14 protein-coding genes, 1 tRNA gene and 1 pseudogene are annotated in these 17,145 nt (G+C 60.8%); 6 read left to right on the top strand and 10 right to left on the bottom strand.

The genetic code is table 11. From position 1 onward, the window contains the following. Positions 1-41: 41 nt before the first annotated feature. Positions 42-1,049 carry a LacI family DNA-binding transcriptional regulator gene (locus ACK3SD_RS03305; protein WP_481126758.1) on the top strand — a complete coding sequence of 336 codons (1,008 nt, stop codon included), beginning with the start codon at positions 42-44 and terminating at the stop codon, positions 1,047-1,049. Here ACK3SD_RS03305 and lysA read toward each other — a convergent pair. Next, positions 1,046-2,305, bottom strand: coding sequence for a diaminopimelate decarboxylase (lysA, locus tag ACK3SD_RS03300; protein WP_481126757.1), 1,260 nt, complete (start codon positions 2,303-2,305; stop codon positions 1,046-1,048). The two genes, ACK3SD_RS03305 and lysA, sit on opposite strands and share 4 nt — an antisense overlap. A 124-nt stretch (positions 2,306-2,429) precedes the next feature. On the opposite strand from lysA, the gene ACK3SD_RS03295 reads away from it, so the two are divergent. Beyond that, positions 2,430-3,362: a LysR family transcriptional regulator gene (locus ACK3SD_RS03295; RefSeq protein WP_481126756.1), complete on the top strand. Its 933-nt coding sequence runs from the start codon at positions 2,430-2,432 to the stop codon at positions 3,360-3,362. 8 nt (positions 3,363-3,370) lie between these two features. Here the strand turns inward: ACK3SD_RS03295 and ACK3SD_RS03290 are convergent, their stop codons facing one another. Together ACK3SD_RS03290 and ACK3SD_RS03285 are read right to left on the bottom strand one after the other, a co-directional pair. Then, positions 3,371-4,525 (bottom strand): MFS transporter, encoded by a 1,155-nt coding sequence (locus ACK3SD_RS03290; RefSeq protein ID WP_481126755.1) that lies wholly within the window; start codon positions 4,523-4,525, stop codon positions 3,371-3,373. 232 nt (positions 4,526-4,757) lie between these two features. Beyond that, positions 4,758-5,486 (bottom strand): tetratricopeptide repeat protein, encoded by a 729-nt coding sequence (locus ACK3SD_RS03285; RefSeq protein ID WP_481126754.1) that lies wholly within the window; start codon positions 5,484-5,486, stop codon positions 4,758-4,760. A 159-nt stretch (positions 5,487-5,645) separates the two neighbouring features. Between ACK3SD_RS03285 and ACK3SD_RS03280 the strand changes: the two genes are divergently transcribed. Then, complete coding sequence (locus tag ACK3SD_RS03280) at positions 5,646-7,391, top strand: ABC transporter ATP-binding protein/permease (RefSeq protein ID WP_481126753.1); 1,746 nt, start codon at positions 5,646-5,648, stop codon at positions 7,389-7,391. Positions 7,392-7,443: 52 nt separating this feature from the next. On the opposite strand, the gene ACK3SD_RS03275 is transcribed toward ACK3SD_RS03280, so the two are convergent. From ACK3SD_RS03275 to ACK3SD_RS03250, 6 genes are all read right to left on the bottom strand, one after another. Continuing rightward, positions 7,444-9,081: a PTS transporter subunit EIIC gene (locus tag ACK3SD_RS03275; protein ID WP_481126752.1), complete on the bottom strand. Its 1,638-nt coding sequence runs from the start codon at positions 9,079-9,081 to the stop codon at positions 7,444-7,446. Positions 9,082-9,340: 259 nt separating this feature from the next. Continuing rightward, complete coding sequence (fabF, locus tag ACK3SD_RS03270; protein WP_481126751.1) at positions 9,341-10,615, bottom strand: beta-ketoacyl-ACP synthase II; 1,275 nt, start codon at positions 10,613-10,615, stop codon at positions 9,341-9,343. After that, the gene (locus tag ACK3SD_RS03265) at positions 10,608-11,114 is read right to left on the bottom strand and encodes a winged helix-turn-helix transcriptional regulator (RefSeq protein ID WP_481126750.1); all 507 of its coding nucleotides are present in this window, start codon (positions 11,112-11,114) and stop codon (positions 10,608-10,610) included. The genes fabF and ACK3SD_RS03265 overlap by 8 nt, the downstream gene beginning before the upstream one ends. 170 nt (positions 11,115-11,284) lie before the next feature. Then, a complete protein-coding gene (locus ACK3SD_RS03260; protein WP_168195796.1) occupies positions 11,285-11,458 on the bottom strand; it encodes a hypothetical protein in 174 nt (57 codons plus the stop codon). A 33-nt stretch (positions 11,459-11,491) separates the two neighbouring features. Further along, positions 11,492-12,559: a class I mannose-6-phosphate isomerase gene (locus ACK3SD_RS03255; RefSeq protein WP_481126749.1), complete on the bottom strand. Its 1,068-nt coding sequence runs from the start codon at positions 12,557-12,559 to the stop codon at positions 11,492-11,494. Positions 12,560-12,569: 10 nt separating this feature from the next. Further along, positions 12,570-13,427: a glucose 1-dehydrogenase gene (locus tag ACK3SD_RS03250; protein WP_481126748.1), complete on the bottom strand. Its 858-nt coding sequence runs from the start codon at positions 13,425-13,427 to the stop codon at positions 12,570-12,572. Positions 13,428-13,820: 393 nt separating this feature from the next. On the opposite strand from ACK3SD_RS03250, the pseudogene ACK3SD_RS03245 reads away from it, so the two are divergent. The 3 genes and pseudogenes from ACK3SD_RS03245 (at position 13,821) to ACK3SD_RS03235 (ending at position 16,577) form a co-directional block, all read left to right on the top strand. Beyond that, positions 13,821-14,950 (top strand): annotated as a pseudogene (locus tag ACK3SD_RS03245) (PAAR domain-containing protein). Next, positions 14,934-15,206 carry a hypothetical protein gene (locus ACK3SD_RS03240; RefSeq protein ID WP_481126747.1) on the top strand — a complete coding sequence of 91 codons (273 nt, stop codon included), beginning with the start codon at positions 14,934-14,936 and terminating at the stop codon, positions 15,204-15,206. Before ACK3SD_RS03245 ends, ACK3SD_RS03240 begins: the two are co-directional and overlap by 17 nt. A 249-nt stretch (positions 15,207-15,455) precedes the next feature. After that, entirely contained in the window at positions 15,456-16,577 is a 1,122-nt protein-coding gene (locus ACK3SD_RS03235; RefSeq protein ID WP_481126746.1) for a PAAR domain-containing protein, read from the top strand. Between the two features lie 480 nt (positions 16,578-17,057). Here the strand turns inward: ACK3SD_RS03235 and ACK3SD_RS03230 are convergent. After that, positions 17,058-17,131: transfer RNA gene (locus ACK3SD_RS03230), tRNA-Gly, on the bottom strand. Positions 17,132-17,145: the final 14 nt, after the last annotated feature.

Below are 17,145 nucleotides of genomic sequence, written 5' to 3'. Positions count from 1 at the left end.
TTCCGGCGCTTTTTTGCCGGTTACCTGAGGATGGTTAACTGATGATCACCATGTTGGATGTCTCACGGCGCGCCGGCGTATCGAAGGCGACGGTCTCCCGCGTCCTGAACGGCACCGGCCAGGTCAAGCAGAGCACGCGTGACGCGGTGTTCCGCGCGATGGAGGAGCTAGGCTACCGGCCCAACTTTTTGGCCCAGTCGCTGGCGACCCGCAGCTCCAACAGCATCGGTCTGGTGCTCTCCAACTTTGATGGCCCCTACTTCGGCAAATTGCTGCGTCAGGCGGCGAAAGATGTGGAGGCCAGCGGCAAGCACCTGATCGTCACCGATGGGCACGACACGCCAGAGGATGAGATTGAGGCGGTGCGGCTGCTGGCAGACCGGCGCTGTGACGCCATCGTGCTCTACACCCGCCACATGTCCGAGGCGCAGATCATGCGGCTGTTTGAGACGCTGCCGATGCCGCTGGTGGTGATCAACCGAGATGTGCCACAGGCGCGCGACCGCTGCGTCTTCTTCGAGCAGCAGCAGGCGGCGTTTGAGGCGGTCTCCTACCTGATTGGTCAGGGGCACCGCGAGATTGCCTGCATCACCGGGCCGCTGGGCACACCCACCGCCCAGCAGCGGCTGGCGGGCTACCGCGCGGCGCTGGCTGGCCACGGCATTGACTACCATGAGGCGCGGGTGGCAGAGGGGGACAATAAGGTGCCGGGTGGCTATGAGGCGTGCCGCCAGTTGCTGGCCAACGGCGTGCCCTTCAGCGCGCTGTTTTGCAGCAATGATGACATGGTGATTGGCGCGATGCGGGCGCTGAGCGAGGCGGGCCGAACGATGCCGGAGCAGGTGTCGCTGTTTGGCTTTGATGACCAGCCGGCGGCGGCCTTCCTGCAACCGGCGCTCTCCACCGTCTACCTGCCGATTGACGCGATGATGGAGACCGCCATCCGCCAGACGCTGCGGCTGCTGAACCGCCAGCCGGTGACGGCGCTGGCCCCCTTCACCGGCCAGCTGCGGCTGCGCGGCTCGGTGGTGCGGGGGCCGTTCGCTTAGAGCAGCTCCAGCGCCAGCAGCTCCTCGATGGTCTGGCGGCGACGGATCAGGCGCGCCTCGCCGCCGTCGAACAGCACTTCCGGCAGCAGCGGGCGGCTGTTGTAGTTAGAAGACATGGAAGCACCATAGGCACCGGTGTCATGGAACACCAGATAGTCACCCACCCGCGCCGCCGGCAGGTCGCAGGTCTCCACGCCACCGCCCGCCTGCTGGGTAAAGACGTCGCCCGACTCGCACAGCGGCCCGGCCACCACCGACGCCACCAGCGGCTCGTCCTGCACATCACGGCCATCGGCCGGCAGCAGTGAGATGTGGTGGTAGCTGCCATACATCGCCGGGCGCATCAGGTCATTGAAGCCCGCGTCCACCAGCACGAAGTGGCGGCTGCCCATCCCCTTCACGGCGCGCACCTGCGCCAGCAATACGCCCGACTCCGCCACCAGGAAGCGGCCCGGCTCAATCTCCAGCTTCACCGGGTGGCCGAGGTGCTCGGCGATCTGCCGGCGCGCCCGATCCCACAGGCCGAAGTAGTGATCGGTATCGATCCGCTCACCATCGAATTGATAAGGGATGGAGAGGCCGCCGCCAGCGGAGATCGCCTCAATATCCTGCCCCAGCTCCACCACCTGCCGCACCATCGCGTCACACACCTGCTCGAGGTGGCTGTAGTCCACGCCGGAGCCGATGTGCATATGGATGCCCACCAGTTTCAGCTCATGGCGCTGGATCAGCGCCAGCGCCTGCGGCAGATCGGCATACCAGATGCCGTGCTTGCTGTTCTCGCCGCCGGTGTTGGTCTTCTGGCTATGGCCGTGGCCGAAGCCAGGGTTGACGCGCAGCCAGACCGGGTGGCCGGGGCGGCGTTCGCCAATCTGCGCCAGCATGTCGGTGGAACCGGCGTTGACCGGGATCGACAGCTCGGTGACGCGCGCCAGCGTCGGCTCGTCCAGCACGTCGGCGGTGAAGACAATCTCCCCCTCCGGCCCCGGCTGGTAGCCAGCGTGCAGGGCACGTTCGATCTCACCGAGCGACACCGAATCCACGCGCACGCCCTGCCCACGCATCAGGCGCAGGATATGGGTGTTGGAGCAGGCTTTCTGCGCGAAACGGATGACGTCGAACTGCCGCAGTTGCTCAATGCGCTGGCGGATAATCTCGGCGTCATAGACCCACACCGGGCAGCCGAAGCGGGCGGGCAGCGTCAGCAGGTTGTCCGCGTTCAGGGCGGTGGAGGCGTCATTCAGGGCAAAAGGCATGGTCAGGCAGTCCATCATCAAAGTTGAGATGGCCCTATCCTAGCGGGCGCGCCGCCGGGGGGAAAATATCTGTTTGCCGGGTATCTATTCATCTATGATATGGCTTTTCCCACCGGAGCCGCTGATGCCTGCCCTCTCCCTGCGCCAGATTGAAATCTTCCATGCGGTGATGACCACCGGCAACCTGACCGAGGCCGCCGCGCTGCTGCACACCTCGCAACCTACCGTCAGCCGGGAGCTGGCGCGCTTTGAGCGCAGCGTCGAGCTGGCGCTGTTTGACCGCGTGCGCGGCCGGCTGGTGCCGACGGTGCAGGGGCTGCGGCTGTTTGAGGAGGTGCAGCGCTCCTACTACGGGCTGGAGCGCATCAGCGCCGCCGCCGAGGGCATCCGCCAGTTCCGCGAGGCGCAGCTCTCCATCGCCTGCCTGCCAGCCTTCAGCCAGTCGCTGCTGCCAGCGGTGTGCAAGCCCTTCAGCGATGCCCACCCCGGCGTCAGCCTGAGCGTGGTGCCGCAGGAGTCACCGCTGCTGGAGGAGTGGCTCTCCGCCCAGCGCCACGATCTCGGCCTGACAGAGACCACCCTGACGCCCGCTGGCACTGAGCGCCTGACGCTGATGACCCAGAATGAGGTGTGCGTGCTGCCAGCCGGGCACCCGTTGCTGGCGAAGGCCAGCCTGGCACCGGCGGATTTTGCCGGGGAAAACTTCATTAGCCTCTCCAGCACCGACAGTTACCGGCAGTTGCTGGATGCGCTGTTTCTGGAGGCGGGAGTGGCGCGGCGCATGGTGCTGGAGACTCACAGCGCCGCGTCCGTCTGCGCGATGGTACGCGAGGGGGTAGGCATTTCGATCGTCAACCCGCTGACGGCGGTGGACTACGCGGCGGGACAGGGCGGGATTGGCATCCGCCCGTTTGAGGTGGCGGTGCCCTTTACCGTCAGCCTGATCCGGCCGCTGCACCGCCCCTCGTCAGAGGTGGTCGATGCCTTCATGACCTGGCTGCACCGCCATGCGGCGCAGTTCCCGGCCCGGCTGGCGGCGGCGATGGCGCGCCGCTAGCCCACTTTTCACGCGGCGGCCTTGCGCGCTGCGCGGCGGAAGGTGAACAGGCAGAGCAGGAAGCCGATCAGCGCCAGACCGCCCGCCGCCACCGGCACGCTGGTCAGTCCCAGCCCGCTGGCGATCACCGCGCCGCCCACCCAGGCCCCGATGGCGTTACCGATGTTGAAGGCGGCGATGTTCAGCGTCGAGACCAGATTCGGCGCGTTCTTGCCGTAGGTCACCACGTTAATCTGCAACGCTGGCACTGCGGCAAAGGCGGCCGCCGACCAGAGGAACAGCGTGATCTCCGCCGAGACCAGATGGTGGCTGGTGACGCTGAACAGCACCGAGAACAGCGCGATCAGCAGGAAGGTGGCGGTCAGGCTGACCGGCAGTTTCCAGTCCGCCAGCCGGCCGCCCAGCACGTTACCCACCGTCAGGCCGACGCCCATCAGCAGCAGCGTCCAGCTCACGCCATGCTCCGAGACGCCAGTGATGTCAGTCAGCACCGGCGCGATGTAGGTGAACAGCGCGAACATCGCCGCCGCGAAGCAGACGGTCATCAGCAGCGACAGCCAGATGCCCAGCCCGCGCAGCGCGCCCAGCTCCTTGCGCAGGTTGGTCGGCTGCTCCTCCTTCACCGCTGGCAGCTTGGTGTAGAGTGCCAGCAGCGACACCACGCCAATCACCACCACCGCCCAGAAGGTGGAGCGCCACCCCAGCGCCTGCCCGAGGGCGGTGCCGAGTGGCACGCCCAGCACGTTCGCCAGCGTCAGGCCGGTGAACATCAACGCCACCGCCGAGGCGCGCCGGTTTGGTGCCACCAGATTGGCGGCCACCACCGATCCAATGCCGAAGAATGCGCCGTGACAGAGGGCGGTGATCACCCGCGCCAGCATTAGGAAGTTGTAGCTGTAGGCCAGCGCGCACAGCAGGTTGCCGATGATGAAGATGCCCATCAGCAGCAGCAGCGTCTGCTTGCGCGGCAGGCGCGCGGTGAGGATCGCCATGATTGGCGCGCCAATCGCCACGCCCAGCGCATAGCCGCTGATCAGCCAGCCGGCCAGCGGGATGCTGACCTGTAAATCGCCCGCCACCTGTGGCAATAGCCCCATGATGACGAACTCGGTGGTGCCGATGGCGAAGGCGCTCATCGCCAGCGCCAGAAGAGAAATAGGCATACACACTCCTGTGTTACCGCCCGCGGCGGCCCTTGCAGAAAGACAAACCCACCCCAGGCGGGTAGACCGGCCGGTATAGGATGGGGAGGGTGGGAACCGGCAAGCGGGACGCGGGCCGGCAATATCCCTCTATTTTATAAGGGATTTAATCTTGGGTAATGCCATAGGAATAGCACACCCGGCCGCCACAAGGCCAGCGGCGGCCGGTGCGATCGCACAGTGATCTAACGGGTCAGGGGGTGACCCGCCAGTAGCTCCCCTGCGCGCGCACGTTGTGGCCGAAGCCGCAGTCGCCGCGGGTGGAGAGCGTCACCTGCTGGTCGCTGAACGCCATGCTGATGTCGCAGGCGCTGCCGAAATCGGAGTCCGCCGTCTGCTGGTAGAGTGCGTGGCCGCCCTCAATTGCCGTCACGGTGCTGAACTCGCCCAGATTGGGGCCGTAGTAGAGCGCCATCGGCCCCATATAGAGGCCGGTGTACTCAATCTGGTAGCGCTGGCCCTGCGGCTTCACCAGCAGCGTGTTCCAGGTGCCGTAGCCCGCGTACTGCCAGTACTCTCCCGCCGGGCCGCGCGGCGGCGGCAGGGCATCAAGCTGTGCCTGCATCAGGCCAAGGTTGTAGCGTGACTTATCATCATCCGGTGCCAGTTGCAGCCAGGCGCGCGCCTTCAGCCACATCCCCTGCCGCAGGTAGGAGAGCGCAATATTGTTGTAGGCGGTGACCGTGGCGTCGCGCGGCTGGCGGCAGAATTCGCTCCAGGCCACCTGGTCGCGGAAGATCTCACGCGCCTTGGCAAAGTCCCCCTGTTGGTAGGCCGCCTGCCCGGCGTTGGCGTACTGGCCAATCTTGCCGCAGTCGGCCTCCACGTCCGGCTCATCAATCCTGGCGGCGGCATCCAGCGCCGGCCACAGTCCGGCCAGCAGCACCACACCGGCAGTCCACCCTGTCGGCAAACCCTTCATCACCTCATCCTCTGTTGCATGGCTGGCCCGCAACCACATGCGGGGGGAACGAAAAACATCCTTACAAGTCTATAATTGCCAGTTGGATCACTGACACTCATTCTGCCTTTTGTCTGGCCATGGTTATGATGGCCCCTTTGCTGGAAGTTGGATGCTTTTATGACACATACACCGGGAACATACAGCCAGTGGCGCCAAATCTGGCGCCTGATTGCGCCCTATTGGCGCTCCGAAGAGAAGTGGCGCGCCTGGACGATGCTGGCGACCATTGTGGCGCTCTCGCTCGCCACGGTCTATATCAACGTGCTGCTGAACGAGTGGAACCGCGTGTTCTACGACGCCTTGCAGAACAAAAATTACGCCGTATTCAAAACGCAGCTGCTGCACTTCACCTGGCTGGCGCTGGCCTTTATCGTCATCTCCATCTACAAAGTCTACCTGACGCAGGGACTACAGATGTACTGGCGGCGCTGGATGACCAAAAAGTACATGGCGAAGTGGATGCGCCACCACGCCTATTACCACACCGAGCGGCAGCAGACGGTCGATAACCCCGACCAGCGTATCGCCGAAGATCTCAACGTGCTGGCGAGCGGCACCCTGTCGCTGACGCTCGGGCTGCTGTCGAGCGTGGTGACGCTGGTCTCCTTCGTCTCCATCCTCTGGGCGGTGAGCGGCCCGATCAGCTTTATGCTCGGCTCCCATGACATCACCATCCCCGGTTACATGGTCTGGTTCGCGCTGCTCTATGCGGTGCTCGGCTCGCTGCTGATTGGCTGGATCGGCAAGCCGCTGGTTCGCCTCGGCTTCAATCAGGAGCGCTTTGAGGCGAACTTCCGCTTTGGGCTGATCCGCATCCGCGAGAACAGCGACGCCATCGCGCTCTATCAGGGCGAGGCGCGCGAACGCGAGCAGCTGGAGGGGCGCTTTGAGACCATCCGCAGCAACTGGTGGTCGATCATGCGCGTCACCAAGTCGCTGAACATCGCCTCCACCTTCTATGGCCAGTTCGCCATTATCTTCCCGTTTCTGGTGGCCGCGCCGCGCTACTTCTCCGGCGCCATCCAGCTCGGGATGCTGATGCAGATCTCCTCCGCCTTCGGGCAGGTGCAGGGGGCGCTCTCCTGGTTCATCGACGCCTTCAACGACCTCGCTACCTGGAAAGCCTGCGTCAACCGTCTGGCCGGCTTCAATGCCGCCGTCGAGGAGATCGAGGCGCAGCCGAACCACATCGCGCACAGCGACTCGCCGCGCCACGCGCTGGTGCTGGACAAGCTGCAACTGACGCTGCCGGATGGTGAGCCGCTCTTCTCACCGGCCAGCGCCACCCTGAACCCCGGCGAGAGCGTGCTGATCGCTGGCCCCTCTGGCTGTGGCAAATCGACCCTGCTGCGCGCCATCGCGGGCGTCTGGCCCTACGGTCAGGGCGGCATCGCGCTCGATCGCCGCCAGCGCACGCTGTTCCTGCCGCAGCGCAGCTACATCCCGATTGGTAGCCTGCGTGAGGCGCTCAGCTACCCGGATGACCCGGCGCGCCACCCGGACAGCGAACTGCTGTCGGTGCTCGAACTCTGCCGCCTCAAACACCTGCAACCGATGCTCGACATGGCTGGCAACTGGGGCCACCGCCTCTCGCCCGGCGAGCAGCAGCGGCTGGCCTTCGCCCGCGTGCTGCTGGTGAAACCTGACTTGCTGTTTTTGGATGAGGCCACCAGCGCGCTGGATGATGAGACCGAGCAGCAGATGTACACGCTGATGGTGGAGAAGCTGCCGGAGATGACGCTGGTGAGCGTTGCCCACCGCAACAGCGTGGCGAAGTACCACCAGCACTGCTGGCGCTTTGGTCAGGATGAGCAGCGGCGCGCCATCGTGCTGACCCCCTCCCCGCTGCCCGTCAGCGCCTGACGCACGGCAAAAAAAGGGCGGCCCACTGGCCGCCCTTTTCTTTCGCTCCCTGCTAGCCGGTGGCCCCCAGCGCCACCTTGACTTGGTTGGCTATCGTCTCCACCTGCGGGCCGTAGATGACGTGCACGTCATGCTCCGTCACCCGCTTCACGCCGTGCGCGCCGGTGGTTTTCAACTTGTCATCCGCTACCTGCGCCATGTCATTGACCTTCACCCGCAAGCGGGTAAAGCAGCAGTCCACCTGTACGATATTGCCGACGCCGCCCAGCCCGGAGATGATCACCTGCGCCTTGTCATCGGCAGTGGCCTTGCCCACTGCTGCAGTGGTGCCGGTGGCCGGTTGCGGCGAGTTGGTCACTTCGCCCAGCTCCCCTTCGCTCTCACGCCCCGGCGTTTCCACGCTCATCCGCTGGATGATAAAGCGGAAGATAAAGTAGTAGAGCGGCGCATAGATCAAACCGAGCAGCAGCGCATACCACCAGTGGGTGCGTGCGCCGCCCAGCACGCCAAAGATCAGGAAGTCGATCGCCCCGCCCTGCACGTTACCGATCATCACCTGCATCAACTGCATCAACATAAAGGAGAGGCCGGTCAGCAGCGCGTGCACGATGTAGAGGATCGGTGAGACGAAGATAAAGCAGAACTCCAGCGGCTCGGTGATACCGGTGGTGAACGAGGCCAGGCCGCCCGCCAGCATCAGCGCCTTCACCCGCTCTTTGTGCTGCGGGCGGGCGGCGTGGTACATCGCCAGCGCCGCCGCTGGCAGGCCGAACATCATCACCGGAATCTTGCCCTGCGCCAGGAAGCGCGTCGCCTCGCGCGTCACCTCATCAGCCATGGTGCCGGGGTTGGAGAGCGCGGCGTTGAAGATGTTCAGCGCGCCCACGATGCTCTGCCCATCCACGGTGGTCATGCCGCCGATTGGGGTGAAGCGCACCGTTTCATTAATGATGTGGTGCAGGCCGGTCGGGATCAGCAGCCGCTCGGAGGTGGCGTAAATAAAGGTGCCGATCACGCCGGTCTTGCCGATCAGCTCGCCGACCCACAGGATTGCCTGCGCCACCGCCGGCCAGATCAGCGCCATCACCACCCCCACCAGCGGCAGCACCAGCACGGTGACGATCGGCACAAAGCGGCGGCCGCCGAAGAAGGCGATCGCCGTTGGCAGCGCGGTGGTGTAGAAGCGGTTATGCAGCAGCATCACAATCAGGCCCGTGATCACCCCGCCCAGCACGCTCATGTTGTAGGTGAAGATGCCGAGGGTGTTGGTGAACTCGGCGGCATACATCATCGCCTCGGTTTCCGGCATCCCCTGCCCGGTGAGGTGCGCAACGCTGGTGGTGGCGGCGGTCAGCCCCTGCGCCTTCAGGCAGAAGCTCACCCCGACGTGCAAGCTGATAAAGCCGATACCGGCCGCAAAGGCCGCGGTGGCCTTCTCGGCGTTTGCCAGCCCCATCGCGGTGGCGACGGCGAAGAACAGCGGCAAGTTGGCGAACAGCGCGCCAGATACCGCCCGGATAAAGCCAATCACCAGCTGCGGATAGTGCAGGTTGGCGAAGGCGTTACCGGTAATGGCCGGGTTTTGCAGTGCTGCTGCCAGCCCGAGGAATATCCCGGCGGCGGCGATCACCGAGATTGGCGTCATCAGTGCCTTACCCAAATCATGAATCTTGCTGCCGAGCTTGATCATGTCCCGATCTCCTTGAAGCAGGGTGAAAAATCATCCTTTTGAGTAAAGTCACGAACCGGTGGCTTGTATAGACACCATCGGTAAGAGTATGAGAGCGGTCACATTTTCACCGGCAGGCAACAGCGGGGATTTTCACGGTGGATGGCGGCGATTGGCGGCGCAATCGCCGCCGTTCAGCCCATGGCAAACGGCAGGAGAGAACAGAAAACGGCCCGCAAGGCGGGCCGGGGATTGATTGATTTCTCTGATGTTTGCCGCGTTAGCCCTGCCAGCGGCGGAACAGTACGCTGGCGTTGACGCCGCCAAATCCAAAGCCATTGGAGAGCGCGTACTCCATCGCCATGGGCCGCGCCGTCGGGCCGACCAGATCGACCCCCTCCGCCGCCGGGTCTGGCTGTGTCAGGTTACGGTTCGGTGGCGCAATCTGGTCACGCAGCGCCAGCAGGGTGAAGATTGCCTCAATGCCGCCAGCCGCGCCCAGCAGGTGGCCGGTGGAAGCCTTGGTGGAGGTGACGGCCAGGCCACTGTTCTCACCAAACAGCGCCTTGATCGCCGCCAGTTCGCCCCGGTCACCGACCGGCGTGGAGGTGGCGTGGGCATTCAGGTGCTGCACCTGATGCGGTGCCACGCCCGCCTGCTTCAGCGCCAGTTCCATCGCACGGCGCGCGCCGCTGCCATCCTCTGGCCCGGCGGTCAGGTGGTAGGCGTCGGCGGTGGTGCCGTAGCCCACCACTTCCGCCAGCGGCGTGGCGCCGCGCGCCAGTGCATGTTCCAGCGTCTCCACCACCAGCAGGCCCGCCCCCTCGCCCATCACGAAGCCATCGCGGGCGGTATCAAAGGGGCGCGAGGCGGCTTGCGGCTGGTCGTTGAAGCCGGTGGAGAGCGCCCGCGCCGCGGCAAAGCCGCCGAGGCTGACGCGATCGATCGCCGCCTCGCTGCCGCCGCACAGCACCACGTCGGCCTCATCGCTGCGCAGCAGGCGCACCGCGTCGCCAATCGCCTGCACGCCAGCGGCACAGGCGGCCACCGGCGTGCCCATCGGGCCTTTCAGGCCAAAGGCCAGCGAGACGTGCCCGGCCGCCATATTCGCCAAAAAGGCCGGGATGGTGAAGGGGGAGAGACGGCGCGGCCCCTTCTCCGCCGTGGTGGTCACCGCCTGCGCGATGGCCGGGAAGCCACCGATGCCGGAGCCAATCACCGTGGCGGTACGCTCACGCTGCGCCTCGCTCTCCGGCTGCCAGTTGGCCTGCGCCAGTGCCTCACGGGCGGCGGCCAGCGCGAAGGTGATGAAGCGGTCCATCTTCTTCTGCTCCTTGGCTGGCACCGCCCGCTCAAGGTCAAAGCCCGCCTCCGGGTCGTGCGCGATGTCCGGCACTTGGCCGCCAATGCGGGTCGGCAGGTCAGCCACCGCCGCCGCTGGCAGCTCTGCCACCCCAGAGTCGCCCGCCAGCAGCCGTCGCCAGACCGGCTCAATCCCACAGCCAAGCGGGGAGACGATGCCCATGCCGGTCACCACGATGCGTTGCTTACTCATTTGCGCTCTCCTGCTGTTCGTTGGCGCGCCGGATGCGCGCGCCCATGTTTTCATCGGCGGCTGGCCCGGCCACCAGTTGGTGGCTCTCCAGGCTGATGGGTTTCTGCTGCTCGAGGTCATACAGCACCGGCGTGACCACCCGGCCCGTGGCGCGGTCGGCCAGCGTGATGCTCGCCCCCTCAGGCGCAAAGTAGGTGTTGCCCCAGTGCAGCAGGCTGAGCAGCACCGGTGCCAGCCCCTGCCCGGCCTCAGTCAGGTGGTACTCATAACGCGGCGGCCGCTGGCTGTAGGCGCGCTTCTCCAGCAGCCCGTTCTCCACCAGCGTCGCCAGCCGGCGGCTCAGGATATTGGGTGCGATGGCCAGGCTCTTCTGGAACTCATCGAAGCGCCGCAAACCGTGGAAGGCGTCACGCATAATCAGCAGGCTCCACCACTCCCCCACCCGATCCAAACTGCGCGCGATGGGGCATGCCTCTTCACTTAAGTCTCGTCGTTTCATCAGCACCTCATTTGCATAATGAAAGTCACTCTAGCGAGGTCACTAGCATTTTGCAAGTTACAGGATAGATAGCGATGCGGGGGAAGGCAGTGGGGTAAACAGGCAGGAAGCTAAGTGGAGGAGGAAATGGCCCCCGCCTGACAGGCGGGGGCATCGGCTGGTAGGCTTGCTCAGGGCACCGGTGCAACCGAGATGATTTTGACGTTGTCGCCGGCTTTCTGTTTCGCCTGCTCCAGCACTTCCGGGCTTTTGTCCGTCAGCTCATGCTCGCTGACGATCACCAGCTCCTCCGCACTGGCATGGCTGCCATCCTCACGTTCAAATACCACTTTATAACTGGCCATTCTCTCTCCTTGCAGTTGTTGGGTTGGCGGCGGTTACCGCCACTGGTCATCCACGTCACCGAGCAGCGCGATGCTGCGCGCATCGCAGCCCATCGCCCGTAGCGGCGCACGCACGTCACGTTCCAGATCGGGCACATATCCCACCAGGATTTCGCCCGGCCCACGGAACAGCACCTTGCCCAGCGCCGCCGGCAGCAGCAGGCTTTCACCACAGCCAAGCCGGTAACACTGGCCGTTGGCCTCCACGTCGCACGGCTCGCCGATATTGGAGATTAACTGCGCCGAGGTGAAGGTGTAGGCATAAGAGGCGGAGATCTGCCAGCGCTCCAGTGCAAAGTACGGGCCAGCGCAGCACATAATGCGGCGGCAGGCTGGCGTCTCCTCACGCAACAGGCCGGGGAACGGCACGGTGCGCAGCTCCGGCCGCAGCTCCTCTAACAGCGCGTCGATGTTGCGCTCCTGCGTGGCGCGCGACAGCGGTTTGCCATCCTCCATCCGCCACGGCATCGCGTGCTGCTGGATGTTGGAGGTCTGCTCAATCTCATAGATCAGCGTGTCCGGCCCGAACGAGTGCAGCATCCCGCCCGGCACGTAGAAGGTATCGCCAGCGCGCACCGGGAAGCGGTACATCACCGCGTCATACTCCTCTGCCAGCAGCGCGGCGCGCAGGGTGTCGCGATCCACGCCCGGCTTGATGCCCAGCAGGCAGGTGGCACCCGGTGCGGCCCACAGGATGTGCCACGCCTCGGTTTTGCCATTGGGCTGGCGCTCAAGCCGTTGCGCCGCCTCGTCATTGGCGTGCAGGTGCACCGGCAGCAGGTGGCTGGCGTCGATGAACTTGCTGAGCAGCGGGAAGTGCGGGCCGCGCCAGCCGGGCGCGACCAGCTCGTCGGGGTAACGCTGCGTCAGCTCCCGCAGCGTTTTGCCCGCCAGCGTGCCGTGGGTGACGGTGGCGATCATGCCGTCAACGTCACTCACCTCCCAGGTCTCGGCGATGCGGCCCTCTGGCAGCCCCGTTCTGCCGAGGATTTGGCGGATCTTCTCTCCGCCAAAGATATGAGTGGCGAGCGGCGTAGTCAGCGATAAGGGGTAAGCGTCCATTCGCACCTCCTTAGATGATGGGCTGGCCACCCGTCACGGCAATGTTCGCGCCAGAGATGTAGCTCGCCTCGTCGCTGGCCAGCATCACATACGGGGCTGCCAGCTCTGCCGGCTGGCCGACGCGCTTGATCGGCATCGCGCTGCCCAGCTCTTTCACTTGCTCCGCCGGCATGGTGGCCGGGATCAGCGGCGTCCAGATTGGGCCGGGAGCAACGGTGTTGGAGCGGATGCCCTTCTCTGCCAGCAACTGCGCCAGACTGCCAGACATGTTCAGCATGGCGGCTTTGGTCGCCGAGTAGGCCACCAGCATCGGCTTCGGCTGGTCAGCATTAATGGAGGTGGTGCTGATGATGGAGCTACCCTTCGGCATGTGCGGCACCGCGGCCTTCACCAGACGGAACATGCCGTAGATGTTGGTTTTCATCGTGCGGTCAAACTCTTCATCGCTGATCTCATCCAGCGACTGGCGCACCATCTGGAAGGCGGCGTTGTTGACCAAAATGTCGATGCGGCCGAAGGCTTCCACCGCTTTTTCCACGATCGCCTTGCAGTGCGCCAGCTCGGTGATGTCACCCTCAACCAGCACGGCTTTCTGGCCGGCCTCTTCCACCAGTCGCGCGGTGTCTTTGGCGTCTTCATGCTCATTCAGGTAGGAGATCAGGACGTCGGCCCCTTCACGCGCATAGGCAATCGCCACGGCACGGCCAATCCCCGAGTCACCGCCGGTGATGATGGCTTTTTTGCCCGCCAGCCGGCCTGAGCCTTTGTAGCTGGTTTCGCCGTGGTCGGGTTTCGGCTCCATATCAAAGATGGTGCCCGGTACGCTCTGCTGCTGTTCTGGCTGTGGGGGGGTCGGATAGTGTGTCATCGTGCTTTCTCCTGTATCAGAGGGCTGTTACCAGCCTGAGAACGGAGCCAGGCAACGGCCTGACGCTAAAAATTGGACTTATCTCACACGGTTATGCAATGAGATGCCATGATTTTCAGTATAGTTGACTACACGAGATTGCAAGCCAGATCAGGATAACCGGTAAAATTGCCAAACCGCAGGATAAAGGTTCAGGCATGAGCGAAGGGGGTGGGTTGGATTGATACTGTGATAGCAGGGAAAATAAATACGCGGAGCGCAACGCCCCTTTTCTTTAAAGTCACTTAACCCACACCTACTTTAATGATTCTGCCACAGCTGCTCATTTACTCATCAACACCAAAAGCCTACACTTTCCGTATGGATTTACAGACAACATAAGGATGAGAATGAATGGCTATCGGTCATTTTTTATTCAGGGGCGATAAGACAGTTTGCGGTGGTCGGATTATTGAAGGGTGTACCGATCATCAGTTTTTCGGTAAAGACATGGCTTGCGAAGGCCATCAAGTGACCTGTGGTAAACATGCGGGGAGATTCCGCATCGTGGGGGACTTGATACCGATGACATACATGGTAAAAGAGTAGCCGGAACACTGCACAGCCGTAGCTCCTGCCCTTGCAAATCCCGTTTTATTCCTTCCATTTTTGACACCTACGAGTTTTCTAAATCCCCCATAACAGAGCCAACAGACCATTACCACCAGGTAGAATTTCCTGTTCTGCCTGGCCCAATTGACGATCCCAAAACGGAGAGCTTTGCTGACACCTGCCAACCAGAAGATAACCCGCTATTGAACGGCGTTTACATCTGGACTGAAACCACGGACGCAGGACACGCTTGCGTATCCGTACATCAGGATAATTCAATTTATCTGTACACCTATGGTCGTTACGGTAGGACAGGCCCAGGGAATTTAACTGGTGATGGGATTTTAAACTTTCTGCAAGATGAAGATGCGAGGGTTTACTATAGAGCAGAACTGTACCGTATGGGCGCAAGAGCATTTCGAATAGATGACGCTGACCCGACGAAAACGAGACAATTCTTTGAAGATCTTTGGAACAAGGGCCAACCAGCGATTCGAACATCGGAGATGAAAGAAACAACCCAGCGGAGAGGCCACACTATCGATGAGTATGACGTAACAGGAAATAACTGTACAACTCACTCCGTTGAAGGGATCAAGTTTGCCGGTTCAACGGTATTCGAGCACAACTACACATCCATCACTACGCAAATTCCTATCGAATCCGAAGAAGACTTCACCATCCCTGTCTCATTGCAGCGTTATCTTGAGTCAAAAAGCTCTGACTTCTCATCAATGACAGTGGTTGAAATGACAAACGAGTTTAAAAAAATGTACCCTAACAAGGACAATTTACTGCGCTACCAAGCGTCGCCAAAGGGGAAAGTTCAGCATATTGCAGCCGAAGCCGCCGCTACTGGCGATTCATTATCACAGTATTCCAGCGGTACTTTTGGCGGTGTATTAGGTGGATCTTATGACGTTGACGAGTAGAACTAAAACCGTTCTTCGATGGGGAGGGATTTGCATTGTCAGCTTGGGTTACTTCTTCAGTTTGTTTGTCGCCTCACAAGCATTCACAGTTTTCTATGAAAATCAGACGCTTGTCTCAAACCCTGTTCCATTAAAAGAGTATTACCAAGCTGTTGATTCACTTGCTCAAGCTACAAGCGGTGTTTTTGATGCGGCAATTTACGGTTTTGTGATCGGTGTACCTCTGATCCTACTTATCTTCAAAAAGGTGAGATGACCACCAAAGGCTAGATATTTCTAGCCTTTTCCTTTATTTCCGATTTTGGACAATGCCCTCTATTAATGATGTGGCTACAGGCTTTAAAAAGATAATACGAGGAGCAACGCTCTTTTTCGTTAGTATTACTTAACCCAAAATTAACCCATAGTTATTCTAATAACTCTATTACAGCTGCTCATTTACTCGCCAACGCCAAAAGCCTACACTTTCCGTATGGATTTACAGACAACATAAGGATGAGAATGAATGACTATCGGTCATTTTTTATTCAGGGGCGATAAGACAGTTTGCGGTGGTCGGATTATTGAAGGGTGTACCGATCATCAGTTTTTCGGTAAAGACATGGCTTGCGAAGGCCATCAAGTGACCTGTGGTAAACATGCGGGGAGATTCCGCATCGTGGGGGGACTTGATACCGATGATATACATGGTAAAAGAGTAGCCGGAACACTGCACAGCCGTAGCTCCTGCCCTTGCAAATCACGTTTTATTCCTTCCATTTTTGACACCTACGAGTTTTCTAAATCCCCCACAACAGACCATTACCACCAGGTAGAATTTCCTGTTCTGCCTGGCCCAATTGACGATCCCAAAACGGAGAGCTTTGCTGACACCTGCCAACCAGAAGATAACCCGCTATTGAACGGCGTTTACATCTGGACTGAAACCAAAAACGCAGGTCACGTTTTCGTTTCGGTGCACGAGAATAACAATGTCTATCTCTACACGTATGGTCGCTATGGCAGAACCAATCGTGGAGGCTTTACGGGAGATGGTGTTCTTAACTTCCTGCAAGATGAAGATGCAAGGGTTTACTATCGTTCTGAACTCTATGAGATGGGTGCTCGTGTTTTCCGCATAGACGATGCTGACCCGGTGAAGACAAGAGCGTTCTTCGAAGACCCATGGAACAGCAGTAAGCCAGCTATACAAACATCAAAAATGCCAGAGACAACAAGGAGGAGAGGCCATACCATTGATGAGTATGACGTTACTGGCAGCAATTGCACCACACATTCAGTTGCGGGGATTAAGTTTGCTGGCTCTACGGTATTTGAGCACAGTTACACATCTATGACGACCCAACTACCTATTGAAGCCGAGGAAGATTTTACCGTTCCGGTATCGCTGCAAAGATTTCTCATCACGAAGGGTGGAGACATGTCCTCGATGCTTGTCGTTGAGATGACAGGAGTATTCAAAGAGCAATACCCTAATTCAGATAACTTACAACCATTCCAGGAAACTCCCGGCGGGATAGTTCAGCATGTTGCTGCGGAAGGTGCAGCCACTGGCGATTCATTGTCTCCGTATTCCGGCGGCACTGTAGGTGGCGTATTAGGGGGATCTTATGGCGATGACGAATAGAACTAAAACCGTTTTCCGATGGGGTGGGATTGTCATTGTATCGCTATGCTACTTTATCGCACTGGTGCTATCTACCTTCTCTTTTTCCGCATTCAGCGAGAGTGAAAGTATGCGGTTTTCTGACCCAATCCCATTAAGAGAGTACCAAGCTTCTATAGACTCGATCATGCAAGCCACTGATGGCGTTTTTACTGTCGCCCTTTTTGGCTTTGCGATCTGCGTGCCTCTCATCCTACTGATCTTTAAAAAGGTGAGATGACCGCCGAAGGCTGGTTCTCTCCAGCCTTTCCCTTTATCCCCGATGTTGGACAATACCCTCCATAAAACCGGTTGGCGGTAAGACAACGCGCGGAGCCGTCAGGCGAGAACATTTGTTGGTATTTCGTCGTTCAATGGTAGAACGATTACAGACAATTTATCTAAGGTAACTTGTTGGGAAAAAGAGAATTCTGATGAAGTTTTACTGCAAGGGGAGAGATTTGGAGCGGGTGAAGGGAATCGAACCCTCGTATGCAGCTTGGGAAGCTGCCGTTCTACCATTGAACTACACCCGCGTCGGTGTGAGGGG

This window comes from Chimaeribacter sp. YP20170169 (assembly GCF_056739715.1).
This window is presented reverse-complemented; position numbering and strand designations above follow the sequence as displayed.